The sequence below is a fragment of the uncultured Pseudoflavonifractor sp. genome, assembly GCA_904419835.1.
GTDB lineage: Bacteria > Bacillota > Clostridia > Oscillospirales > Oscillospiraceae > Pseudoflavonifractor.
Genome location: CAJFTA010000062.1, coordinates 1 through 24241, shown reverse-complemented (window position 1 = coordinate 24241; position 24241 = coordinate 1). Strand labels below are relative to the sequence as shown.

General features: G+C 62.0%; 19 protein-coding genes, 1 tRNA gene and 1 pseudogene. 5 read left to right on the top strand and 16 right to left on the bottom strand.

Features of this window, described 5'->3' with window-relative positions; translation table 11 throughout:
• Positions 1–147 precede the first annotated feature (147 nt).
• Genes vanT through vanG form a run of 3 tightly spaced genes read right to left on the bottom strand, consistent with a single transcriptional unit; the run spans position 148 to position 4099 of the window.
• Entirely contained in the window at positions 148–2301 is a 2154-nt protein-coding gene (gene vanT, locus QZY67_RS10260; protein WP_295370019.1) for a serine racemase VanT catalytic subunit, read from the bottom strand.
• Positions 2298–3050 carry a M15 family metallopeptidase gene (locus tag QZY67_RS10255; protein ID WP_295370016.1) on the bottom strand — a complete coding sequence of 251 codons (753 nt, stop codon included), beginning with the start codon at positions 3048–3050 and terminating at the stop codon, positions 2298–2300. Before QZY67_RS10255 ends, vanT begins: the two co-directional genes overlap by 4 nt.
• On the bottom strand, positions 3047–4099 hold the full coding sequence (gene vanG, locus QZY67_RS10250) for a D-alanine--D-serine ligase VanG (protein WP_295370021.1): 1053 nt from the start codon (positions 4097–4099) through the stop codon (positions 3047–3049). The genes QZY67_RS10255 and vanG overlap by 4 nt, the downstream gene beginning before the upstream one ends.
• Positions 4100–4355: 256 nt before the next feature.
• On the opposite strand from vanG, the gene QZY67_RS10245 reads away from it, so the two are divergent.
• The gene (locus QZY67_RS10245) at positions 4356–4595 is read left to right on the top strand and encodes a hypothetical protein (RefSeq protein WP_295370014.1); all 240 of its coding nucleotides are present in this window, start codon (positions 4356–4358) and stop codon (positions 4593–4595) included.
• Positions 4596–4647: 52 nt separating this feature from the next.
• Here QZY67_RS10245 and QZY67_RS10240 read toward each other — a convergent pair whose 3' ends face one another.
• The 11 genes and pseudogenes from QZY67_RS10240 to csaB all read right to left on the bottom strand — a co-directional run bounded on the left by QZY67_RS10240 (position 4648) and on the right by csaB (position 17309).
• Positions 4648–5421: a helix-turn-helix transcriptional regulator gene (locus QZY67_RS10240; protein ID WP_295370011.1), complete on the bottom strand. Its 774-nt coding sequence runs from the start codon at positions 5419–5421 to the stop codon at positions 4648–4650.
• Between the two features lie 158 nt (positions 5422–5579).
• Positions 5580–6836 (bottom strand): phosphoribosylamine--glycine ligase, encoded by a 1257-nt coding sequence (gene purD, locus QZY67_RS10235; protein ID WP_295370008.1) that lies wholly within the window; start codon positions 6834–6836, stop codon positions 5580–5582.
• A gap of 66 nt (positions 6837–6902) precedes the next feature.
• Entirely contained in the window at positions 6903–8075 is a 1173-nt protein-coding gene (locus QZY67_RS10230) for a phosphoribosylaminoimidazolecarboxamide formyltransferase (RefSeq protein ID WP_295370006.1), read from the bottom strand.
• A gap of 12 nt (positions 8076–8087) precedes the next feature.
• The gene (locus QZY67_RS10225) at positions 8088–8789 is read right to left on the bottom strand and encodes an IMP cyclohydrolase (protein WP_295370004.1); all 702 of its coding nucleotides are present in this window, start codon (positions 8787–8789) and stop codon (positions 8088–8090) included.
• A 40-nt stretch (positions 8790–8829) separates the two neighbouring features.
• Positions 8830–9465, bottom strand: coding sequence for a phosphoribosylglycinamide formyltransferase (gene purN, locus QZY67_RS10220; protein ID WP_295370003.1), 636 nt, complete (start codon positions 9463–9465; stop codon positions 8830–8832).
• A 143-nt stretch (positions 9466–9608) separates the two neighbouring features.
• Positions 9609–10649, bottom strand: a complete 1041-nt coding sequence (gene purM, locus QZY67_RS10215; RefSeq protein ID WP_295370000.1) for a phosphoribosylformylglycinamidine cyclo-ligase — start codon at positions 10647–10649, stop codon at positions 9609–9611.
• 265 nt (positions 10650–10914) lie between these two features.
• Positions 10915–12336 carry an amidophosphoribosyltransferase gene (locus QZY67_RS10210; RefSeq protein WP_295369997.1) on the bottom strand — a complete coding sequence of 474 codons (1422 nt, stop codon included), beginning with the start codon at positions 12334–12336 and terminating at the stop codon, positions 10915–10917.
• A gap of 3 nt (positions 12337–12339) precedes the next feature.
• Positions 12340–13066: pseudogene (purC, locus tag QZY67_RS10205) on the bottom strand (phosphoribosylaminoimidazolesuccinocarboxamide synthase).
• Positions 13067–13124: 58 nt separating this feature from the next.
• Entirely contained in the window at positions 13125–13619 is a 495-nt protein-coding gene (purE, locus tag QZY67_RS10200) for a 5-(carboxyamino)imidazole ribonucleotide mutase (protein ID WP_294535562.1), read from the bottom strand.
• Between the two features lie 314 nt (positions 13620–13933).
• The gene (locus tag QZY67_RS10195) at positions 13934–15016 is read right to left on the bottom strand and encodes a hypothetical protein (protein WP_295369995.1); all 1083 of its coding nucleotides are present in this window, start codon (positions 15014–15016) and stop codon (positions 13934–13936) included.
• Between the two features lie 61 nt (positions 15017–15077).
• Entirely contained in the window at positions 15078–17309 is a 2232-nt protein-coding gene (gene csaB, locus QZY67_RS10190) for a polysaccharide pyruvyl transferase CsaB (RefSeq protein WP_295369993.1), read from the bottom strand.
• Positions 17310–17442: 133 nt separating this feature from the next.
• On the opposite strand from csaB, the gene QZY67_RS10185 reads away from it, so the two are divergent.
• The 3 genes from QZY67_RS10185 to QZY67_RS10175 all read left to right on the top strand — a co-directional run bounded on the left by QZY67_RS10185 (position 17443) and on the right by QZY67_RS10175 (position 20581).
• Positions 17443–17982, top strand: a complete 540-nt coding sequence (locus QZY67_RS10185; RefSeq protein ID WP_295369990.1) for a DUF4330 domain-containing protein — start codon at positions 17443–17445, stop codon at positions 17980–17982.
• 271 nt (positions 17983–18253) lie between these two features.
• Entirely contained in the window at positions 18254–18820 is a 567-nt protein-coding gene (locus QZY67_RS10180; protein ID WP_295369988.1) for a phosphatase PAP2 family protein, read from the top strand.
• A gap of 459 nt (positions 18821–19279) precedes the next feature.
• On the top strand, positions 19280–20581 hold the full coding sequence (locus QZY67_RS10175) for a cytosine permease (protein ID WP_294522680.1): 1302 nt from the start codon (positions 19280–19282) through the stop codon (positions 20579–20581).
• Positions 20582–20641: 60 nt separating this feature from the next.
• Here the strand turns inward: QZY67_RS10175 and QZY67_RS10170 are convergent, their stop codons facing one another.
• On the bottom strand, positions 20642–21181 hold the full coding sequence (locus QZY67_RS10170) for a nucleoside-triphosphatase (protein ID WP_295369984.1): 540 nt from the start codon (positions 21179–21181) through the stop codon (positions 20642–20644).
• Between the two features lie 265 nt (positions 21182–21446).
• On the opposite strand from QZY67_RS10170, the gene QZY67_RS10165 reads away from it, so the two are divergent.
• Positions 21447–23555: an ATP-dependent helicase gene (locus QZY67_RS10165; protein ID WP_295369982.1), complete on the top strand. Its 2109-nt coding sequence runs from the start codon at positions 21447–21449 to the stop codon at positions 23553–23555.
• A gap of 396 nt (positions 23556–23951) precedes the next feature.
• Here QZY67_RS10165 and QZY67_RS10160 read toward each other — a convergent pair.
• A tRNA-Pro gene (locus tag QZY67_RS10160) sits at positions 23952–24028 on the bottom strand.
• Positions 24029–24241: the final 213 nt, after the last annotated feature.

Sequence of the window (24241 nt, the reverse complement as noted above, 5' to 3'; positions counted from 1 at the left end):
GGAAATTGCAAGATGAAATTGGAGGAAATTTTACTTTTTTTCTAAGATTGAACGGTTTTCCGGCATAATCCCTTCCCTGCTGCGCAAAGATGCAAAAAGAGCCGGGCAGTTCCCTCCGCTGCCCGGCTGTCATCGTTGATCGCGCCGCTATTCCACCCACAGGCGCTGAAAGCGGTCCCCCATGTGTGCGAGGATCTCGTTGGCGATAGTGCCGCACTGCTCCGCCACAGCGCAGGCGGTGATGATCTCACCGCCGTCGCTGCCGATGAAGGTGGCCGCGTCCCCCTGCCGGACCTGGGGGACCTCCGTCACATCCAGCAGCAGCTGGTCCATGCAGATAAGGCCCGCCACCGGGGCGAATTTGCCCCGGATGAGCACCCTGCCCCTGCCGTTGGACAGGCTGCGGGGGTATCCGTCGGCGTAGCCAATGGTGACCGCCGCCACCCGTGCGGGGCCGGAGGGGGCAAAGTCGCCGTCATACCCGGCGCAGTCTCCGGGCTCCAGGGTGTGGATTCGGGCAATCCGCGCCCGGAGAGACAGGACCGGGCGCAGGTCGGGCAGGGTGCCAACCTGCTCGTCCGGGCGGCTCAGCACGCCGTACAGGGCAATGCCGGGCCGTGCGTAGGCCATGCCGGCCTGGGGCGGGCAGTTGAGCAGGCCGTAGCTGCTCAGGGCGTGGAGGGCTATCGGTCCATACCCGGCGGCGGCGACCAGCTCCGCCGCATGGCGGAAGCGGTCCAGCTGCTCCTGGGTACGCTGCATTGCGTCGGGCGCCAGGGATTCAGAGAAGGCCAAGTGGGTAAACAGTCCGGTGACCCGGAGCCGCCTCAATCCGCAGGCAGCCCGCAGGCCGTCCCCGTCGTCCCAGGCGAGTCCCAGCCGGTGCATACCGGTGTCCACGGCCAGATGGACCTTCACGGTACATCCTGAATCGTTCAGCGCCCGGGCATATTCCGGGCTCACCACCGCCTGGGTCAGCCGCCAGCGGACGAGAAGGCGGGCCTGCTCCGGCGGCGTCCAGCCCAGGATCAGGACCTCGCCCTTGATTCCAGCGCTGCGGCTCCGGATGCCCTCCTCCAGTGTGGCCACAGCAAAGGCCTTCACGCCGCTGGACATGCAGGCCCGGGCGATGAGCGCGTCCCCGTGGCCATAGGCGTTGGCCTTTACCACCGCCATCAGTTCACAGCCGGAGGGGAGCAGCCCGGTCAGCTGGCCGATATTGTGTATCAGGGCGGAGCGGTCAATCTCCGCCCAGGCCCGGAGGGCGGGCCGGGAATTCTGCCCGCGTCTCCGCCGCTGCCGCAAGAGGGCGAAGGGGAGAGCTGCCAGAAAAGAGACGGCGGCCACGGCCAGATAGTGGAGCAGACTGCTGCCCAGCAGGAAGCCGTCCCGGGAGAGGATGCCCAGCGCCCTGGCTCCGCCCCGCACTGCAACGATAGAGAGGGGGTGGAGCACATAGACCGCTGTGGACGCGGCTCGGATAACTGGTAAGCTCTTACACTTTACAGAGCAGAGAAGCCGCATCAGAGGCCAAATGCACAGGGGCAGAGCCAGATACATGCTGTCGTGCCGGGGCAGACCCAGCCGGGCGACCAACACGCCCTCTGCCGCCAGCAGGGCCAGCCCGCCGCAGAGCAGCGCGCCGTACCGGCCGCCGGACAGACGGGGTGGGTGCTCCCGCAGAAGCACCCCCAGCAGAAGAAAGAGGGGAGCGAGAAAGAGGCCGTTTCTGGTGTAGTCAAAACAGGAGAAGAGCAGGCTGTAAAAGGCATTCAGGGGCGGCAGGGAAGCGGAGAGGCCGTAATAGCTGTCGCCCAGCAGGCCAACCAGATAGAGCAGACCGCAGACGGCCAGAGCGCCCCGTTCTCCCAGCCGACGGAGCAGGAGAGACACGATAATAGCGCCCAGCACGGCGGCGGGAAAGTACCACAGGTGGTAGAAGGGCCCGTTGAACACCAGGTCGGCGGCCAGGGAACGGAGCGTGCAGCCGTCAAAGTAGCCGTTGCGGACCATAAGGGGCAGGTAGACCAGAATGGAAACTCCGTAAAGCAATAGTACTTTGCAGCAGAAATGCCGCAGGCCGCGCCAGTTTTTTCGCATTCCGGGGGCCAGGAAGAAGCCGCTGACCGCCAGAAAGAAGGGGACGGCCAGCCGGGCCAGGATGTCGGTGATGAGATAGTTGGCCTGGGCGCTGACGGTGAGCAGCGGGCCGGTGTGGACCGCCATCACCAGGAGGGCGGCGGGGATGCGGAACAGGTCCAGTCCGCCGTACTGGGCCCCATCTCTCCCGGGGGCGCTCACAGCGCATCCCTCCAGATGGTGACCACCGCGCCGCTGCTGTTGTTCCCTGACCACTGGCACAGGGTGTTTCCGGGCAGGCGGCGGGGCAGGTCTTCCAGGTTGTCCCGGGAGACAGTATACAGCTCAAAGGAGCGGCCCCGATCCTGGAAGCGCAGGTGGGGGCCGGACTCCGGATAGCCCTCCAGAAGGCGGTGGTATTCCTCCAGCACCAGCCCATCCCGTTCCATCAGCCTGGCATGGGGCCACCCCACATAGCGGAAGTGCCAGGGCTCAAACTGGATGCCGGTGACGGCTGCCTTGTCCTCTGGATAGCGGAGGATAAAGCCGTACTCCGCAGCCCGGCGGCGAAAGGTGCGGAATACACCGGCATCGGGGAACTGGGGGCGGATGAAGTCCAGGTCGGGCCGGTTCTCCCCCAGGTCGATGGCCAGGCCGGTCTGATGCTCGCTGCACCCCGGCAGGGCCACGTAGGCCCGGGTAAAGGCCTCGCCGTTTTCCCGGAGGGAGCTGGAGAAAATAGCCTCCTGCTCCGCCCGGCTGCGGTAGCCGCTGACCGGCACAATCTCCCCCGTGCAGCCCAGGTCGGAGAGGAAGCGGCTGAGCACCGTCCCGGCCCGGGCCTCCAACAGGATGTCGGGGCGGCGGCTGTCAGGAGGCAGGAGGACGGCGGCGTCGGGCTCCTGCTCCAGCGGGTGGGTCTGGTTGACCAGCACCAGAGGGCCGGTGCGCACCATCTCTGCCGGGGTCATGCGCCCACCGCCCCTTCCACCAGCCGGTTTACCAGGGCGGAGAAATCCAGCCCGACCCCTGCCATCATGGCCGGATAGCGGCTGTGGGAGGTGAAGCCAGGGATGGTGTTGATCTCATTGAATACGATCTTCCCCTCCGGCGTGAAGAAGAAGTCCGCCCGGGCGCAGCCGGTGCAACACAGTGCGCGGTAGGCTTTGACGGCGGCCTGCTGGACCCGGGCCTCATCCTCCGGCGCGATGCGGGCCGGCATGTGGATTCTGGCGGTGAGGAGCTGGTATTTCTCCGTGTAGTCGAAGAAGCCGTCCGCCAGCTCGATCTCGTCCACCCGGCCCACGGTCAGGGCCTCGGCGCCCAGCACGGCGCAGCCCACCTCGAACCCGGGGACACGCTCCTCGATGACCACCTTGTCGTCGTGCTCCAGGGCGGCGGACACGGCCTGGGGCAGGTCGGCCCAGTCGGTGACCCTGGTGATACCGAAGGAGGAGCCTGCCCGGGCCGGCTTGACAAACAGGGGGAGTCTCAGCCCGGCGGTCAGGTCGGGGAGGAGGGCGGGGTCCTCCCAGGCGTGAAACAGGGCGGAGCGGGGCACTTCCAGTCCGGCGGAAGCGGCCAACCGGTGGGCTACGTCCTTGTCCATGCAGACGGCGGAACCAAGGCTCCCGCAGCCTACCACGGGGATGCCCGCCAGCTCCAGCAGGCCCTGGACCGTGCCGTCCTCGCCGTTTTTGCCGTGGAGCACCGGGAAGGCGGCGTCCAGCCGGATGACCGATGGGCCGGCGGCGGCCAGGAGCAGAAGCCCGTGGGTCTCACGGTCGGGGGAGATGAGGGCGGGCGTACAGTGTGCGGCATTGCGGTGCCATGTGTCGGCGGGAATGTCGGCCATGGGGCCGTCATAGTACAGCCAGCGCCCGTCACGGGTAATGCCCAGCAGGACCGGTTCATACCGGGTCTGATCCAGATGGGTAATGACCGCGTGGGCGGACTGGAGGGACACGGGGTACTCCGTGGAACAGCCGCCGAAGAGTACGGCAATGGTCTTTCTCTTCATCATAACGCCTTCTTTCTGTAACGTTATGATACAGGAAAAACGGCATGGGTTTTTGACGGCGGAATTTCGATTTTCTTACGAAAAGAGGTCGGAGTTCTTACAAAAAAGCAGCGACCTGATTTGTGGAAAACTGCCTTTGAAAAAAAGGGGCAAATTTTGTACAATAATTTTGCAACGTGTGGCATTCACTGCATAAATCCGGTTGAATGCTGCACGTATTCTGTTTTTTCCCACTTTTTAAAAGGAGGTGCCGCAAATGAAGCGGGTAAAGGCGGCGTGCATCTGTCAGACCCTGCATTTTATGCTGAAAGAGGACCTGGGGCTGGGGCTTGCCCAGAGAAGGGTTCAGGAAGAGATGGAACACTACAAGAAGGGCCTGGACCGGAGCGGGACAAAGTACAAAATCGTGGAAGAACTGCCCCAGAGCGACGGCTCAGTCATACTCAAGATTATCAAGCAGTACAACCAGAGCCCCGTGGGGGACTACCTGAACTGAAAACAAAAAGCGTGCAGCCGTCGGCTGCACGCTTTTCGTATAGGAACTTTCATCAGAAAGAAGAAAACAGGGTGAGCAGCCAGCCGGGGATGGTGGGGAAGGCCTGAAGAATGGCGCTGCGGATGGCGGAGGCGGGGAGCGCCGCGCCGCCGTGGTTGGAGAAGGTCACCGCGCCCTGGACCGCGTCCCCGATGGCGATGTGCCCGAAGGCCGCGCCTCCTGCGGCCACCTTTTCGGCAAAGGCCAGACCGCCTAAGGCGTAAATTCCCTTGGCCAGACCGCCGATGGCCAGCCAGCCCACAGCCAGGCCGCCTGCGGCGATCCCGGCGCCCAGGGCGATGCCGCCCAGCGCAACTATGCCCAGGGCCAGCGCGCCCATAGCCAGCAGGCCCAGGCTCAGGCAGCCAAAGGAGAGCAACCCTGCGGAGATAAGGCCGATGGACACCAGTCCGGTGGCCACGTTGCCAATGGCCAGGATACCCTTTGCCCGGTACAGTCCCACCCGGCCCAGGTTGATGTGGACCAAGGGCAAACCGAACAGCATCGTGCTGCTTTTGTATTCATAATGCCAGCCGTAAGGAATATAGAGCGTTTGAGATGCCTGGGCACCTGGGGCATCCTGACTGTTTTCGTCTCCTCTAAGGAGGTAGTCCAGCGTGACGCCAAAATATTCACTGATGGCAATCAGGTTGTCCATATTGGGCTGGGAGGCCCCGGACTCCCACTTCTGAACCGCCTGGCGGGAGACGCCCACAATATTGGCCAGCTCCTCCTGAGAGATGCCTCTCTCCCTGCGGAGCTGGTAGAGCCGCTCTTCAAAAGACATAGGTGATTCCTCCTCTTGATGGTGGTGACATGATAGCACACAGCGGGGAAAAAGGCCACCAAGAACAGTAAAATATTTGACAACTGCCGGTTGCGTCCGGCGGAAACAGCACAAAAGAGCGGCCTGAGCCGCTCTTTTGTATGCGCCGTATTCTGAATTTATACCCGGCCGATGTCGGTGCGGAACTGCATATCTGTAAAGGAGATATGCTTGGCAGCACTGTAAGCGCCGTCAATGGCGTCAGCCAGGGCAGGGCCGGTGGCGGTGACGCCCAGCACCCGGCCGCCGGCGGTGAGGACCTGGCCGTTCTCATCCAGACGGGTACCGGCGTGGAAGACCATGGCGGTCTCGCCCGCCTTCTCCAGGCCGGAGATGGGGTAGCCGCTCTGGTACTTTCCGGGGTAACCACCCGAGGCCAGCACCAGACAGCAGGCGGCGGCATCCTTCCAGCGGATATCCAGTTGGTCCAGGGTACCTTCACGGCAGGCCAGCATGATGTCCAGCAGGTCGCTCTCCAGCAGGGAGAGGACGGCCTGACACTCCGGGTCGCCGAACCGGGCGTTGTACTCCACCACCTTGGGGCCGTTGGGGGTGAGCATAAGGCCGAAGTAGAGCACGCCGTGGAAGGGACGGCCCTCCGCCTTCAGAGCGGCCACAGTGGGGAGGAAGATCTCCTTCATGCAGCGCTCCGCCACCTCGGGGGTGTAGTTGGGGGAGGGGGAGATGGCGCCCATACCGCCGGTGTTGGGGCCCTTGTTGCCGTCAAAGGCCCGCTTGTGGTCCTGGGAGGAGGGCATGGGGACTACGTGTTCCCCGTCGCAGAAGGCCAGCACCGTCACCTCGGGGCCGGTCATACACGCCTCGATGACCAGACGGGTGCCCGCCTCACCGAAGCGCTTGTCCGCCATCATGGAGCGGACGGCGTTCTCCGCCTCGGCCACGGTCTGGGCCACAATCACGCCCTTACCCAGGGCCAGGCCGTCAGCCTTGACCACGATGGGCGCGCCCTGCTCCCGGACATAGGAGAGCGCGGCGTCCATATCTGTAAAGGTATTATACTTGGCGGTTGGGATGTGATACTTGGCCATCAGATTCTTGGAGAAGACCTTGGAGGCCTCAATGATGGCCGAGTTGGCCCGGGGACCGAAGGCGGGAATACCCGCCGCCTCCATGGCATCCACCATGCCCAGGGCCAGTGGGTCATCGGGGGCCACCACCACGAAGTCGATGGCGTGGGAGACAGCCCAGGCCACCATGACCTCCACGTCGGTGGCCTTGATGGGAATGCACTCGGCCAGGGCGGCGATACCGCCGTTGCCGGGGGCGCAGAAAAGCTGATCTACTTTACGGCTCTTGGACAGGGCCCACACGATGGCGTGCTCCCGTCCGCCGCCGCCTACGACGAGAACTTTCATTGTGATATACCTCGTTTCTTGTTGGGGGTTGAAGTCCCCGCCGGGGACCGTTGTATGGTATGCGGCTTAATGATGGAACAGCCGCATGCCGGTGAAGGCCATCACGATGCCGTACTTGTCGCAGGTCTCGATGACGTTGTCGTCACGGATAGAGCCGCCGGGCTGGGCGATGTAGGACACGCCGGACTTGCGGGCCCGCTCCACGTTGTCGCCGAAGGGGAAGAAGGCGTCGGAGCCAACGCTGACGCCGGTCTGACGGGCGATCCACGCCTTTTTCTCCTCCACAGTGAGCACCTCGGGCTTGACCTTGAAGGTGTTCTGCCACACACCCTCGGCCAGCACGTCCTCATACTCGTCGGAGATGTACACGTCGATGGCGTTGTCACGATCAGGGCGGCGGATTCCGTCCACGAACTGGAGGCCCAGCACCTTGGGGTGCTGCCGCAGGAGCCAGTTGTCCGCCTTGCTGCCCGCCAGACGGGTGCAGTGGATGCGGCTCTGCTGGCCGGCGCCCACGCCGATGGCCTGGCCGTCCTTGGTGTAGCACACCGAGTTGGACTGGGTGTACTTCAGGGTAATGAGGGCCAGAATCAGGTCCCGCTTGGCGTTCTCAGGCAGGTCCTTGTTCTGGGTGACGATGTTGTCCAGCAGGGCGGCGTTGATCTCGAAGTTGTTTCGGCCCTGCTCAAAGGTGATGCCGTACACGTCCTTGTGCTCAATGTCCTTGGGCACATAGTCCGGGTCCATCTGCACCACGTTGTAGCCGCCCTTGCGCTTGGTCTTGAGGATGGCCAGGGCCTCGTCGGTGTAGCCGGGGGCGATGACGCCGTCGGACACCTCCAGGGCCAGGTAGCGGGCGGTCTGGGCGTCGCACACATCGGAGAGGGCGGCCCAGTCGCCGTAGGAGCACAGACGGTCGGCGCCCCGGGCACGGACATAGGCGGAGGCGATGGGGGAGAGCTCCATGCCCTCGGCAAAGTAGATCTTCCGCTCCACGTCGGTCAGCTCGGTGCCCACGGCGGCGCCGGCGGGGGAGACGTGCTTGAAGGAGGCGGCGGCAGGCAGGCCGGTGGCGGCCTTCAGCTCTTTGACCAGCTGCCAGGAGTTAAAGGCGTCCATGAAGTTGATGTAGCCGGGCTTGCCGTTGAGCACCTTGATGGGCAGCTCGCCGGACTCCATAAAGATGCGGGCAGGCTTCTGGTTGGGGTTGCAGCCGTACTTCAGTTCCAGTTCGGTCATGTTCGCTCCTCCTTACTGATGCTTGTTGACGATAACGCTGTCCGCCTTGCCGGTCTCCAGGTCCAGGTAGGAGACGAAGAGGGACACCTTGTTCTCCTCGTTCAGGCTCTCCCACAGGCGGGAAGCCAGAGAAGCGGCGTCGGAGGCGTCCAGAGCCACGGTGCGGGGCTCGCCCTCAAAGGAGGGCAGGGGGGAGCCGTCGCCCTGATAGGTGCTGATGAAGTGGGCCTGACCGGCGATGGGGGCGTCGTACTCGAAGAAGAACCGCTGGCAGCAGGCGGGATTGCCGTTGGCGCTCTTCAGGATGGACAGCCGGTAGCTGCCGTCGGCACGGACGGCGCCGGAGATACGGGGGGTGTAGTTGGGGCAGTCGGGCTCAAACTCACGGGTGCGCAGAGCACGGACAAAGCCCTCGCCCTTGCGGTAGGCGTCGGCGATGGTGTCGGTCTGGTCGCCGTTGGTGACGATGGTGGTGCCGTCCACCACCCGGACGGGGTGGTAGATGATGAGGGAGGGATCGGTCATCTTGGACTCGTCAAAGGCGCGGGTGCGGATGCCGTCCTCGGTGGCTTCAAAGACCCGGTTGCGGGAGTTCTCGCTGCGGCCCATGATGAAGTAGGCAATCACGGCCTTCTTGTTGTCGGCGCTGCGGCCCAGGACGATGCCGCGGCCGGGATAGGAGTTGGCGCTGAGAAGCTGAAACAGATCGAGCATGTCTTATTTTCTCCCTTACAAAAGTATCAGTGTCGGGGTGTCAGGCCTGAGGGCGGATACGGACCCGCCGGCCCTCCACGGAGAGGCGGTCCTGACAGAAGAGGGACACGGCCAGGGGGAGGAGTTTCCACTCGGCCTCCTCCATGACCCGGCGCTGGAGCACCTCGGGGGTGTCGCCCTCTCTGATTTCCACCGCCTTCTGGAGCACGATGGGGCCGCCGTCTGCCTCCTCGTTGACGAAGTGGACGGTGGCGCCGGTGACCTTGACGCCGTAGGCCAGGGCCATCTCGTGGACATGGAGGCCGTAGGCGCCCTTGCCGCAGAAGGAGGGGATGAGGGCGGGGTGGACGTTGAGGATGGCGTTGGGATAGGCCTGGACCATCTCCTCGGTGAGGATGTGCATAAAGCCGGCCAGCACCACCAGGTCCGCATTCAGTTCCCGGAGCTTGGCCACCAGGGCCTGGGTCATCTCCCTGTTTCCCGGGAAATCCTTCCGGGCCACCACATGGCCCGGAATCCCGACCGCCTTGGCACGCTCCAGGGCGTAGGCGTCGGGGCGGGAGGAGATGACGGCGGTGATAGCGCCGTTCAGAATCTCCCCACGGCTCTGGGCGTCGATGAGGGCCTGGAGGTTGGTGCCGCCGCCGGAGACCAGGACCACAATATTTTTCGGCATGAGAGTTACCTCCCCAATGTAGTAAAGTCTGTGCTGCAAAGCCTGGAAAGTGAAATCACTTCACAGAACGCAGCGACAGAGAAAAGAGACAGGGCGGCCCGGGCCGCCGGAAGGACAGCTGCGGGCCGCCCTGAGAGGGGGCGTCAGTCCAGCACGACGCCGTCGCTTCCGGGGATGACCTGACCAATCTGGTAGGCAGTTTCGCCGGCGGCGGACAGGACGTCCAGGGCCTGACCGGCCTGGGGAGCGGGGACGGCGAGGATCATGCCGATACCCATGTTGAAGGTGTTGTACATATCCCGGGTGGGGATGTTGCCCTTCTCCTGGATGAGCCGGAAGATAGGCGGGCAGGGGAAGCTGCCGGTGTGGATGGCGGCGGTGAGGCCGTCGCTCATCATGCGGGGCACGTTCTCGTAGAAGCCGCCGCCGGTGATGTGGCTGACGGCGTGGATGTCCACGCCCGCCTTCAGCAGGGCCTTGACGGCCTTCACATAGATGCGGGTGGGAGCCAGCAGGGCCTCGCCCAGGGTGGTGCCCAGGCTCTCGTGATACTCCTTCAGGTTCTCGGCGGTCACGTCAAAGACCTTGCGGACCAGGGAGAAGCCGTTGGAGTGGACGCCGGAGGAGGCCAGGCCGATGAGCACGTCGCCCTCAGCGAGGGCCTTGCCGTCGATGATCTTCTCCTCGTCCACAATGCCCACGGAGAAGCCGGCCAGGTCGTACTCCTCAGCGGGGTAGAAGCCGGGCATCTCGGCGGTCTCGCCGCCCACCAGGGCGCACTCGGCCTGGCGGCAGCCCTCGGTGATGCCGGAGACAATCTCCGCGATGCGGGCGGGGTCGTTCTTGCCGCAGGCGATGTAGTCCAGGAAGAACAGGGGAGCGGCGCCGCCGCAGATGATGTCGTTGACGCACATGGCCACGCAGTCGATGCCCACGGTGTCGTGCTTGTCCATGAGGAAGGCGATTTTCAGCTTGGTGCCCACGCCGTCGGTGCCGGACACCAGGACCGGCTTCTTCATGCCGGTCATATCGGGGGCGAACATGCCGCCGAAGCCGCCCAGGGTGCCCATGACGCCGGGGATGTAGGTGGACTCCACCATGGGCTTGATGCGCTTGACCGCCTCGTAGCCGGCGGTGACGTCCACACCGGCGGCGGCGTAGGACTCAGAATGGGAGTTCTTCATCTCAAAACCTCCAGATAAAATGAGGAAGTGGGGTGCTGAGGGGTACGGGAAAAGCCCGCAGGTTTTACCACGCAGGGATAAAACAAATAAGAAATCATGTGCGGAGCAGGACATGCGCCTGCGCAGCACACCGCTGCTTGCTTCACCACCGGCGGGCAACCACCCGCGCGTGCGCGGGTGAGGGGGGTATCAAAACCGTTGTGCCGCAGGAGGCGGCGCGGCGGTTTTGTATCCAGGGGGGAAGAATTCCCCCCTGGAAGTGAGTTTACTCCTTGCCGTTCCAGCAGTAGGTGCAGACTTTATCCCGGTCGATGCCGATGGCCTCCAGCAGGCCGTCCAGGGACTGATAGCCCAGGGAGTCAAAACCCAGCTTCTCGCAGATGGCCTTGAGCATGCACTGGCCCCGCTCCGTGGAGGCGTCGGCGTACTCCTCCAGGTGCTGCTGGCCCTCGTCGCCCTCCAGGTCCTGGATGGTGCGGCGGGCGATGAGCTCCATGTCGGAGTTGCTGCGGGAGAAGTTGAGGTACTTGCAGCCGTACATGATGGGGGGGCAGGCCGAGCGCATGTGGACCTCCTCAGCGCCCGACTCATACAGGAACTCCACGGTCTCCCGCAGCTGGGTGCCACGGACGATGGAGTCGTCCACAAAGAGGAGCTTCTTGCCCTCAATGAGCTCGGGGACGGGAATCTGCTTCATCTTGGCCACCTGGTTGCGGGCCTCCTGGTTGGCGGGCATGAAGGACCGGGGCCAGGTGGGGGTGTACTTGACGAAGGGGCGGGCGAAGGGCTTGCCGCTGCGGTTTGCGAAGCCGATGGCGTGGGGCACGCCGGAGTCGGGCACGCCGGCCACGTAGTCCACCTTGGGCAGCTTGCCCTTCTGGACCTCGTCCCGGGCCATAATCTCGCCGTTGCGGTAGCGCATGACCTCCACGTTGACGCCCTCATAGTTGGAGTTGGGATAGCCGTAGTAGGTCCAGAGGAAGGCGCAGATCTTCATCTTGTCCCCGGCGGGGGCCAGGGTGGTCCAGCCGTCGGCGGTGACCCGGACAATCTCCTGGGGGCCCAGCTCGTAGGCGTCGTGATAGCCCAGCTTGTGGTAGGCGAAGGACTCGAAGGACACGCAGCAGCCGGTCTCGCTCTGGCCGATGAGCACGGGCAGGCGGCCCATCCGGTCGCGGGCGGCGATGATGCCGTCCTGGTCCAGCAGGAGGATGGTGGCGGAGCCGTCGATCTCCTCCTGGGCGTGGCGGATGCCGGAGACCAGGTCGTCCTTCTGGTTGATGAGGGCGGCCACCAGCTCGGTGGAGTTGACCTTACCCGAGCTCATGGCCATGAACTGGTGGCCATGGTCGGAGAAGTAGCGCTCCACCAGCGCGTCGGCGTTGTTGATGATGCCCACGGTGGTGATGGCGTACAGGCCCAGATGGGAGCGCACCAGCAGAGGCTGGGGGTCGGTGTCGCTGATGCAGCCGATGCCGGAGCAGCCGTGGAAGTCGGCGATGTCCTTGTCGAACTTAGTGCGGAAGGGAGTGTTTTCAATGTTGTGGATCTGCCGCTGGAAGCCGTCCTTGGCGTCATAGACCGCCATGCCGCCCCGCTTGGTGCCCAGGTGGGAGTGGTAGTCGGTGCCGAAGAACAGGTCCATGACGCAGTCATGCTTTGAGATGGTGCCAAAAAAACCGCCCATGGATTACTGATCCCCCATCAGCCGGCGCATGACCTCTTCATAGGCCTCCTCAGCGCCGCCCATATCCCGGCGGAAGCGGTCCTTGTCCAGCTTCTCGTGGGTCTTTTCGTCCCAGAGACGGCAGGTATCCGGGGAGATCTCATCGGCCAGCACAATGGTGCCGTCGGCAGTCTTGCCGAACTCCAGCTTGAAGTCCACCAGGTCAATGCCGATCTCCTTCATGAAGCCCTTGAGCAGGTCGTTGACCATGAAGGTGTACTTCTCGATGAGGGCGATCTCCTCCTTGGTGGCCAGCTTGAGGGCCAGGGCGTGGTAGGTGTTGATCAGGGGGTCGCCCAGGTCATCGTTCTTGTAGGAGAACTCGAGGGTGGGCTCGTCGAACACGATGCCCTCCTCCACACCGTACCGCTTGGCAAAGGAACCGGCGGAGATGTTGCGGACAATCACCTCCAGAGGCACGATGGAGACCTTTTTCACGGCAGTCTCACGGTCATTGAGCTCTTCCACATAGTGGGTGGGCACGCCCTCGGCCTCCAGGCGGCGCATCGCGCATCAGGTTGTTGGTCATGCGGTTGTTGATGGCGCCCTTGCCGGTGATGGTGCCCTTCTTCAGGCCGTTGAAGGCGGTGGCGTCGTCCTTGTAGGACACGATGACCACCTGGGGGTCGTCGGTGGCATAGACCTTCTTGGCCTTGCCCTCATACAGCTGCTCGCGCTTCTCGTAACTCATGTAAAACCGCTCCTGTCTGTCTGAATTGATGTTATTTTTATCCACAAGGGAGAGAAATTCAAAAGGTTTCGGCCTGGAGCCTGCGGTCCTTCTCGGCAACCTCGTCGGCCATGGCGGACTTGAAGTCCTTCAGGGCGGAGGAGAGGGAGGCGTCGGAGAGGGCCAGCATCTGGGCGGCCAGGATGGCGGCGTTGTCGGCGCCGTCCACGGCCACGCAGGCCACGGGGATGCCCTTGGGCATCTGGACCATGGACAGCAGGCTGTCCAGACCGCCCATCATGGAGGTCTTGATGGGTACGCCGATGACGGGCAGGGTGGTGTAGGCGGCCAGGACGCCGGCCAGGTGGGCGGCCTTGCCCGCGGCGGCGATGATAACGCCGAAGCCGTTCTCCTCAGCATGGGAGGCAAAGTCCTCGGCGGCGGCGGGGGTGCGGTGGGCAGAGATGACCCGCACCTCGCAGGGAATGCCGAAGCTCTTGAGACGCTTCACGCAGGGGCGCATGGTCTCCAGGTCAGAGTCGGAACCCATGATAACTGCAACTTTCTTGCTCATAACGACCTCCGTGATACAAAAAATTTCAGCGCTGCGAAAAATAAATCAGGTCATCCTTTATTATGGATGACCTGATATGGTTCAGCAGTCTGATCCGGGTGCATTGGGGCCGTTGAGAATGACGGTCAGGCAGGCAATGTGTCCTCCGTTCAGCAACGCAAGCACCCCTCTTAGTACCAAGAATACATACAATATATCGTATTGCGACCCGTATTACAAGGGACCGGGGCGAATTTCGTAGGCTTAGACAAGAAAGGACAAATGGATACAATAGACAATTGACCATTTTTGACAGAGCGAAAAGAAGGGGGCATTCAGCATAGCCCAATGGCGTCCAGAATGCGGCACACCTCGTCCGCCCGGACGCTCCAGGCCGCGGCGGCGCCGTAATTCCGGCGGCGGCATCTGGTCCAGCTGCCCACCTCGGTCAGGGCGCTGGCGCAGAGCTGGGAGAACTCCCGGGCGGTGTGGGCGCCGTAGATTACGTCGGGGAAATGCTCAATCTGCCCGCTGCCAACCATGGAGACAATGGGATTTCCGGTGGACAGATACTCGTAGATGCGGCTGGGGATAATATCGGTGGGCTGCTCCCGGCCGGAGAGCAGGTTCAGGCACACATCGAAGCGGCACAGGTAGTCGGGCAGATCCACCGGCGCCTTGGGGCCCAGCAGATGCACGTTGGGGAAGGTAGACAGTCTGCGCAGCTGGGCGCTGCCCTCCGTCCGGCCCACCAGCACAAAGGAGCACCGGGGCAGGTCGGCCGCGGCCCGCAGAAGAGGGGAGAGGTCCAGGTCCCGCCGGATGGTACCCGCCCAGCCCAGGATGGGCCTGGGGATGGCGGCCAGGTCGCCGGGGGGCTCCGCCTCCTGCCGGGAGAACATGGGAAAGTTGACGCCGTTGGGGAGAAGAGCGATGTTGTCGTTGCAGGGGGACAGATGGTCTGCAAGCCCCTGAGATGCGGCGAAGATGACGTCGGCGGACAGGGCCAGGTCGCTCTCCCACTCCAGGGGGAAGCCGGACCAGTACCGGTCGCAGTCGTACACCAGCCCCCGGAAGAGTAGGCTGTCCAGCAGGTGGACCTGATCCGGGCGTGTGGCCCACAGGATGGGGTCCCGGAACCGGTGGCGGTCCATTTTTGCGGCGATAAAGCGGGCAAGCTTGTTTACGCCCCGGGAGAAGAGAAAGCTGTAACGCTCGTCCACCTGGAGAACGGGAGGCAGGGCGTAGACCGTCAGGCCGGGCCGCACCCTGCGGCCGCCGTCCCGGGCGCCTCTGCCCCGGGGGGATGGGGGCTCAAAAAACAGGACTTCCGCGTCCCGCAGGCGGGTCATCAGCTGCTGGGTCCGGGTGGGGACCGCCTGCCAGGGGGAGGAGGAGAGACAGACATATTGCTTCAACCGAGATAACCTCCCGAGGAATATTGAAAAACGGACGGGGCGGGGGAGCACAGGGGACGGATCATTTGCCCAGCAGCTCTGCCGCCGTCTCGCTGTTGCGGCGCTCCACCTTCCGCAGACGGTCCACACCGCCGGAGAGGAACTCCGTGTCGCCAATCCGGGCGCAGGCGGCGTCGATGTGGGCGCACAGGCCCTCATAGGTCAGGTCGGCCAGCTCGGTGTACAGGTCCTGACCGATGTAGGAGAGGAAGGAGCTGATTTTGGGGTCGTACACCACGCCCACCAGGGGCACGCCCTGACCGGCGGAGAACACCAGCGCGTGGAGGCGCATGGACACCACCGCCTGCATCCGGGCAAAGAGGCCGATGGTGTGGTCGCTGCTGCCGGTGGCGTGGATGATGCGGTAGGGGGCCTTTTTGATATACATGGCCGCCTTCTGGGCCGCGCCCACGTCCAGCCGCCGCTCGATGGGCAGGAACACCGGCGTCATGCCGTACTTCTCCCACACATAGTCGGCCGCACGGCCGAAGATGGCGGCCTTCTCCTCAAAGCCGGGCCAGGGACGGAGGGTAAAGCCGAAATACTTGCCGGAAGGGTCCAGACCCTCGCTCTCCAGCACGCCGTCGATGACCTCCGGTCCCGCGGCGGGGAGGATGACGGTGGGGTCGGCGGACAGGACAATCTTGGGGTTGGTGACCCCCATGTCCTCTAGCTCCACCTTGGAGTGGGTGTCCCGCAGGGTGATGGCGTCCACCCGCTTCTGGAGCACCTTGGCCGCCCGCTTCCGGTTGGAGGGGGAGTGGATGGGGCCGATGCCGCAGCCGTACATCATCACCTTGTTGCCCAGAATCTTGCCGGCGGAGATGGTGAAGAGGTAGAACCACAGGGAGCGGTGGCTGGTCACGTCCTGCATCAGGGAACCGCCGCCGTTGATGTAGAGCCGGGTCTTGCCCATCCGCCAGAGGAACTTGGGGAAGGCGAAGGTGTAGATGGAGTTGACCCGGTAGGTCAGCCGGGTCTCCGAGGGCTTGCGGGACAGGACCCACACGGGCAGGTCGGGGTCAATCTGCCGCAGCTCGGTGACAATGGCCTCCAGAATGGCGTCGTCACCGGCGTTGCCTCTGCCGTAGGCGCCGCATACCAGTGCGCCGTCCCGCTTGCCGTGGTTCCGGGCCTTCCGGCGGAGAATGACGGAGTAAATCTCCAGCTGCCGCTGAAGGGTGCTCTCCAGGGAGTAGTCGTTCTTGCCTTTCTGATAGAGCCGCTGGCCCATGTGGGTGCGCATGGTCTCGTCGGAGGCCAGGGCGGTGAGATGCTTGGCCAGGGTCTCATAGTCCCCGGCCTCAAAGAGCAGGCCGTTGACGCCGTGGTCAATAAGGTAGGGCACGCCGCCCACCCGGCTGGCCACAGTGGGCAGTCCGGCCCGGGCACCCTCGGTGAGGGAGTAGGGGAAGGTCTCAGACAGGGAGGTGAGGGTGTTGATGTCCAGTGCGCCGTAAAAGCTGTCCACGTCGGACACCCACCCGGCGAAGCATACGTCCTCCGCCACCCCCAGGTCGGCGGCCAAGGCCTTGAGCTCGCCCATCTGCTCGCCGTCGCCGGCAATGAGCAGCCGCAGCTTGGGACAGGACTGCCTGGCCCGGGCGAAGCCCCGGATCAGGGTGGGGATGTCCTTGACCGGGTTGAGACGGGCGGCGATGCCGGCGATGACGCAGTCATCCGGCCAGTTGGCGCCCACGCTCTTCAGATACTCGCTCCGGGTCATGGAGGGGGTGCGGGGGGTGAAGTCAATGCCGTTGTAGATGGTGAAGAGCTTGTCCGGGTCAAAGCCACGGGAGATGAGCAGGTCGGTCATGGCGTCGGACACGCCGATACGGTAGTCCAGCAGCCGCAGGGCCAGGGTGTTGATGGTGCCGTAGGTGAGGCGGGAGATGGGGCGGCCCATATAGTCCAGGCGGTAGTCCGAGTGGACGGTGGTGACCACGGGCAATCCGGTGGCCCTGCGGAGCAGCGCGCCCATCATATTGCCCCGGGCGCCGTGGCAGTGGATGATCTCGTATCCGCCCTCCCGAATCATATTCTTTAAGGTGCGGAAGGTGCGGAAGATGTTCCTGCCGGGCAGCACCACGGTAGGGATGCCCAGCTCCCGCGCCTCCTGGGAGAAGGGGCCCTCCATGAAGCAGACCATGGTGACCTCCACGCCGGGGGTGCGGGACAGGTTCTGAAGGAGCATATGGACATGGGTTTTGGCGCCGCCGCTGTCGCCGCCGGAGATGAGGTGGATAACCTTCATATGTCTGGAGCCTCCAAAAAAGACTTGTTATCATGGGCAGAGGTATGGTACAATGTCCGCAGTGTCCCTTTATTGTATCATAATTATGTCAATTTACAAGTTCCATTGACAGCGCACACGGAGGTTTCTCGGAATGAACAAAAAAAAAGGAAAAATCGTGGATGAAAAGGGCCGGCTGTTTGGCAAGATTAACGTGATCGACCTGATTGTTCTGGTTCTGATTGTAGTTGTGGCCGCCGTGGTGGCCCTGAAGTTCCTGGGCAGGGACGCGGGGATTCCCGGCGAGAGCAGCACCACCCAGATTGAGTATACCGTCAAAGTGCCCCTGGTGCAGGAGTCGGTCTATGAGGCGGTAAAGGCCCAGGTGGAGGCCGGCGGCGAAGGGGCCCAGCTGATGGCGGACGGCGCCATGCTGGATGCGTACGTACTGGATGTCTCCTCGGAGCCCAATCTCGTCCCTGTGGAGATGGAGGACGGCACTGTGGTGCTCAGCGAGCAGCCCGGCTATGTCAGCGTGAATTTCACCATCCGGGCGACCATTACCAACCCCATCACCCAGGCGGTCGGCACCCAGGAGGTCCGAATCGGCAAGAGCCACATCGTCAAGACCAAGACCTTCGAGCTGGTCAACGGCATTATCCAGACCTGTGAGCCGGTGGAGCCGGCGGCCTGACGCAATCATACAGGGGCGGGGGAGCGCGAGGGGGCAGCCGCCCGCCTCGCGCGGAATCGAATGCTCCGCAAGCCTTGCAGCGCAAGGCTTGCGGAGAGCGAAGCGAGGACTTTTGCGCCGTCATGCGGCGCGAAAGTAACGGCATTTTTACAGGCTGTCGGAAAAGTCCTTGGACTTTTCCGACAGCCTGTAAGGCGGGGGAGACCCCGCCCTTTTTCTTCTGCGCTCCCGCTGAGGACAGAGAAAACAGAATAAAAAAGGAGGAAAACCGTTGCTGGATACACTGCTCGGCCTGGACGGAGCTGTTCTGCTCTGGATTCAGGAATTTGTGCGCTGTGAAGTACTTACCCCACTGATATCCTTCTACACACAGCTGGGCAATGCCGGCATGCTGTGGATTGTGCTGTCTGTGGTGATGCTCTGCTTTCGCAGGACCCGCCGGGCGGGGATACTGTCTCTGGCGGCCATGCTGCTGGGCCTGCTGTGCACCAATGTGGTGCTCAAGCACCTGGTGGCCAGGCCGCGCCCCTGGCTGACCGTGGAGGGGCTCAGCTTCCTGGTGGTGGAGAACGACCCCAACTCCTTCCCGTCGGGCCACACCTGCGCGGCCTTTGCCGCCGCCGGTAGCTGGTTCAGAACCCTGCCCAGGAAGTGGATGAGGTGGACCGCAGTGGCGCTGGCGGCCCTCATGGGCTTCTCCCGGCTGTACGTCGGCGTCCATTTCCCCTCCGATGTGGCCGCGGGATGCCTGGTGGGCCTGCTGTGCGCCTGGATGGCCTGGCGCCTGTACCAGGCCGCCGAAAATCGCTGGGGGCCCATCCGCTGGCTGGATACATAAGCCGTATATAAAAAATACCGTCAGGAGAATGCCCTGACGGTATTTTTTATTTGGATTTTATCACGGGAGCGGTGCATCGGGGGCAGACGCGGCGGAGCAGCTGACGCCTTGAAGCTGATTTGCCAATGAAAAAGTAAAAATATTTATATCTATTTACCGTGATAAAGTTTTCGAATTTGTTAAAACTTTAAAGTGTATCCAACAAATTTTCTTATCTATATTTTTTTATATATAAAAAAATATATTTATATCAAATTTATATTATACTTTCTGCTTTTGTTATGATACTATGTTTTCGTTCTTTTGTATAGTTGTTTATTTAATTAATGTGAAGTTATTGGGCAAAGTGTTCATACATGGAGTTTCCTTGCTGCGGGACGTCCCGCTTTTTTCGCGCTCAATGCGGCAGCAGAGCCGCTGCTCAGGGCGACCTGAAATCAAAGAAGAGGAGATGTTGTTATGAGCGAACAGCCGAAAACCAAAGCACCAGCACCGGAAAACAGCAGCGAAATGGAATACGTCTACGACGCAGTGCCGCAGAGCGCACGTAAAAGCGTCGGCAGTATTCTGGTCATCCTGACCGGCTATACTATTTCACTGTCCAACTTTGTCACCGGCGCCACCGTAGGCTTTAAGATGCCGTTTAAAGAGGCGGTACTGGCCTGCGCCGTGGGCAATCTGATGCTGATTCTGGTCGCCACCCTGCTGGGCGTCATTGCCTACAAGACGGGTCTGTCCACGTCGGTGCTGGCCAGAAAGTCCCTGGGCGCCCGCAGTTCTTCCATCCTCTCCCTGCTGCTGGCGGTGTCCGCCGTCAACTGGATTGCCGTCAACGCCGATACGTTTTCCAACCTGATTGACTCCACCTTCAGCTGGTGGCCCATTCCTGTCGGCATTACCTCCATCATTGTGGTAGCCCTGTGGGCCCAGTCCGCTATCCGCGGCGTGAAGGGGTTGGAGATCGTCAGCTGGCTGGGCGTTCCCTGCGCCATTATTCTGACCATTGCCTGCGCCATTGCCATTGGAAAGACTGCCGGCTATGAGGCCGTGTTCCACTTTGTCCCCGAGGAGGGCAATGCAATCTCCTTTGCCGCCGGCTCCACCTCCTTCGTAGGCGCCTGGATCTTCGGCTGCATCGTCTCTCCCGATGTGTGCCGCTATGCCAAGAAGGGTTCTCACGTGGCAATCGGTGCACCCGTCTCCGTGGCTGTCGGCCTCTTCGGCCTTGAGGTCATCGGCATCATGACCGCTCAGGCTACCAACAAGAGCGACTTCGTCACCGCCACCGCTGCCCTGGGCCTGGGCGTGCTGGTGTTCATCTGCGCCATCTTCTGCGTCTGGACGACTCAGGACAACAACATCTACAGCGCCAGTCTGGCTCTGCAGAACGTCATGAAGGACACCCGCATGGAGGGCAGAGTGAAGCACGCCGTGCTGGCCGTGATTGTGGCGACCGCCGCCGCCATCTTCGCCGCTGTGGGTGCCACCAAGTTCCTTCTGCCCGTGGTGCAGACGCTGTCCGTCCTGCTGCCCCCCATCCCCGGCCTTATCATTGCCGAGGCCTTCTGCGTCAAGCGCAGCAAGGAGAATAAGAAGATCAACTGGGTTGCCATCATCACCTGGATTATCGGAACGGCAGTAGGCGAGGTGGCACTGATATACAATTTCCTGGTGCCTGCCATTGTCAGCATGGTCGTGACCTTTGTGCTCTACATTATTATGAGCAAGGCGCTGGACAACGTTCTGAACAAGGACGTGTAATCCAGGACAGAGACAGAACGCCCCGGACGCTCCGCCATGGAGCGTCCGGGGCATTTAATTTTATAGAGGCCGGCCACCTGGCGCCAGCTGTGCGGCGAGAAATGCAGACAACGTCTCCAACAGGGCGGGGTCGCAGGCGGGAGGCGGATAGAAGCATCTGGCCCTGGGATGACTGCGCACAGCGGCGAGAAAGGGGGTGTCCAAGTCCCGCACCCAGGCCAGAATGGGGGTATCACCGCTCAGCGCGTTCAGAACTGCCCGACAAAAGCGGGGAGAGCGGCTCTCCATGGGGCCCAGCTCATCCAGCAGGAGCAGGCCGCCGGGGGCGGCCTGCTCAACCAGTCCGGCACAGTGGTCAAAAGCCTCCGGAATGGAGACAGCCTGCCTGTCTCTGCACCAGCCCAGCAGGATGGGGCCGTACTCTTTAGCAGACTGGCCCACAGGGTAGAGCCGGATGGGAGCGCGGCCTGTCCCATCGGCGGCCTCCTTTGGTGTGCGGTACCCCCAGAGGGGGAGGGAGGAGGGCAGGGCGTTCAAAAGCGCCTCCATCCAGAGGGAACGGCCCTTGCCGCTTGGGCCCACAAGAATGGTATGAAACATACTGTTTTCCTCACGTTCAGAATGGTTCCGGGTATACCGGGTATATAGGAATCAAGCAGCCGGATGCCCCTCCGGCGGGGTGGCATTGCAGCACATAGGGCGGTATGTGTCAAGGCTCTGGGGGAGGCGAAAGGGGGACTGACAAGGCGTCTGTTCCGTTGACTGGCTTTCCTCCTTCGACTATAATAACATATTGCGTAAAATAAAGAAACCAGGCGTACAACCCTGCCACTGAGCCGGAGTGCGCTGGATATTGGAGCAAGCAATGGACTTTTCCCAATTCAAAACACGATTTTCTATCCGCCTGGACCCTCAGCAGGAGGCGGCGGTACAGGTGACAGAGGGACCGGTGCTGCTGCTGGCGGTGCCGGGCAGCGGCAAGACCACCGTCCTGGTGACCCGGCTGGGCTGTATGTGCTATGTGCGGGGTATCCGGCCGGAGAGTATCCTCACCATGACCTATACCGTGGCAGCCGCCAGGGACATGGAGCGGCGGTTTGCCTCCTGCTTCGGTGAGGAGGCGGCAAAGAGACTGAGCTTCCGCACCATCAACGGCGTATGCAGCCGGATTATCCGCTATTATGAGCGAGTCACGGGCCGCTCCGCCTTCCGCCTGCTGGAGGACGGCGGGCAGAAGAGCGCCCTGCTGGGGGAGCTCTACCGGAGTCAGACCAACGAATTTGCAACGGAGAGCACCATAAAGGGCCTCCAGACCGCCATTACCTACGTCAAGAACCAGATGATCAGGGGGGAGGAGCTGTCCGAAATCGAGGTGGAGGGGCTGGACTTTCCGGCCTTCTACCAGGCCTACTGCAAGGCTCTGCGGGACAGGCGGCTGATGGACTACGACGACCAGATGGTCTATGCCCTCCAGATACTCCGGCAGTATCCCCGGATTCTGGGCGCAGTCCGGGACCGGTATCAGTATTACTGCGTGGACGAGGCTCAGGACACCTCCAAAATCCAGCACACCATCATCCGTCTGTTGGCGGGGCAGAACGGGAACCTGTTCATGGTGGGAGATGAGGACCAGAGCATCTACGGCTTCCGGGCGGCCTGTCCCCAGGCCCTCACCGAGTTTGACCGGGTCTATCCCAACGCCAAGGTGCTGTATATGGAGCAGAACTACCGCTCCACAGAGCAGATTGTGGCGGCGGCGGACCGGTTCATTCAGAAGAACAGAAACCGCCGTCCCAAGCACATGCGGGCCACCCGGGGGAGCGGGGCGGAACTCCGGGAGATCTCGGTCTATGACCGGCAGAAGCAGTACCGCTATCTCTGCAAGATGGCGGAGGACTGCAATACTGAGACCGCCGTGCTCTACCGGGACAACGACAGCGCCCTGCCGCTGATAGACCTGCTGGAGCGCTCCGGCATCCCGTACCGCTGCCGCCAGGTGGAGAGCCTCTTTTTCACCAACCGGGTGGTGCGGGATATTACGGATATCATTCGCTTCGCCAGGGAACCGGGCAATGCCGAGTACTTTTTGAACATATACTACAAGCTGGGGGCTGGCATCAGCCGGGCTCTGGCCCAGGAGGCGGCCGCCCGGGCCGGCGGAGCGGGGGAGACCATTCTGGAATACATCGCATCCTCTTCGGCGGCGTCCCCCTGGACCAAAAGGCAGTGTAAGGCCCTTCAGACCCACATGAACAACCTGCTGGAGGAACCGGCGGACAAGGCGGTCTACCGCATTGTGCACTTCATGGGCTACGGGGCCTACCTTGAGGAACGGGGCGGCGACCTGAACAAGGCGGAGATTCTGGAGGCCCTTGGGGCGGAGGAGCCTACGCCGGGGCGGCTTCTGGACCGGCTGGAGGAGTTGCGGGAGGTGGTGCAGGCAGGAGCCGGCACACCGGACTGCCCCTTTGTACTCTCCACCATCCACTCCAGCAAGGGACTGGAGTACGAACGGGTGATTTTGATGGATGTGGCGGACGGCATGCTGCCCAAGGCCCTGCCGGAGCCGGACGCGTCCCCTCAGGAGTTGGATGCCTACGAAGAGGAGCGGCGGCTGTTTTATGTGGGGATGACCCGGGCCAAACGGGAGCTGGACATCGTCACCTTCCGCAAGCCGGGACTGGAGTCCACTTTTTCCCGGGAAATTTTCCCGCCCAAAGCCAAGGAACCACCAAAGGCAGAAAAGAGAAAGCTGCCGCAGGTAAAGCGCCTGACCAAGGAGCAGATTTTCCGGCTTTCCGAGACGTATGAGCCCGGCACGCGGCTGCGCCACAAGGCCTTTGGTCTTGGGACGCTGGTCAGCCGTAGCGGGGACATCGTCATCATCGCCTTTGATAGCGGGGAGGTCAAAAAGTTGGCGCTGTCCACGGCAATCCGGGCCAAGCAGCTTCAGTTGGAGGAGCAGGAAATATAGTCAGGACCCCCGGCACTTTTGTCAAGTGGTTTTTATGTCTTTTTTCAAATATTTGCAGAACAGACCAGACTGTATGCGAGACAGTCTGGTCTGTTCCTTATCTTAATGAGATTACGGCTATGCCGGGGGCTTGTGTAAGCCCTGAAAGGGTATCATGCCGGCAAGCCTCTCAAGAGGCACCGAAAAATCCACCACTTGCATCATTTGCCCCACAGCCCGTAAACGGGCGTTGTTTATCAAATGATAATTTCTTAACAATAGTAAAGTTGTTGTTCTCTTCTCACTTTGCTCGATGCTTGAAGCTAAAGCTTTTTTGCAGGGTGCCTCCACCGGCAGAGCCGGTGGTTCCCTTAACCCCAATAAAAAATCGGAGTGCCCAAATCTGGACACTCCGATTGGTCCGAGTGGCGGGATTCGAACCCACGGCCTCTTGGACCCGAACCAAGCGCGATACCAAGCTTCGCCACACCCGGATATGAACCTCTGTCTGAACATACACTGAACTGATGCGCTCTGTACAGACTGCAATTAATTATAGTGACTTTGCTGGAAAATGTCAAGGTGATTTTTTCTCTGGCAGAGAGATATTTTGTAGGAGTACAATACATGTTGGACAAATGAATAAAAAAGGATGAAGGATACGGCCTCATCGGTTATAGTTGGAGTTGCAGACAACAACTGTACGA